Origin of the sequence: Massilia glaciei (genome assembly GCF_003011895.2) — a bacterium.
Lineage (GTDB): Bacteria > Pseudomonadota > Gammaproteobacteria > Burkholderiales > Burkholderiaceae_D > Telluria_A > Telluria_A glaciei.
The window spans coordinates 1-482 of record NZ_PXWF02000056.1 but is presented as its reverse complement, the minus strand read 5'-3'; the positions used below and the strand labels follow the sequence as shown (position 1 = coordinate 482).

At 59.5% G+C, this 482-nt stretch carries 1 protein-coding gene; it reads left to right on the top strand.

The window, feature by feature from the left end:
• Positions 1-147: 147 nt before the first annotated feature.
• Positions 148-482: hypothetical protein (locus C7C56_RS04270; RefSeq protein ID WP_146204278.1), on the top strand; the 335-nt coding region annotated here is incomplete at its 3' end.

Genomic DNA, 482 nt, shown 5'->3' with positions numbered 1-482 from the left:
TTTGGCTTCATGCAATCGCCCTGGCGGCGGCCCGACTTACCCATATGCAATGCCAACATTCGAAAAGTTTGATTTAAAACAAGGTTATTGCAGACTCAACGGGGTAAGTTCAGCGAACTCGGCTTGTTTATTGTAGGAAAGGATGCCATGAAATCAGTACCGCATCGTTTCATCGCGACCGCCTGCACGCTCGGCGGTTTGTGCGTCCCCTGCCACGCAGGGCGGGGTGGCGCCGCGTCTTCGTTGTCCCTGGTCACCATGCTCGCCGTGCTCTGGCTGCTGTTGTTGGGATTGACCTTCCACACGCTGCTGCGCCGGCGCCTGAAACTGGACGGCGACCATCTGGAACTGCAGAACCAATTGCTGCGCGAACAAGCCGCGCGCGTGCTGGCCGAACGCACCCAGGCGGAAACCCATGCGATGCTGTGCACCCTGGTCGCCCAGCAAGAGAAGGTGCGCGAGCTCGAGCGCAACCGGATCGG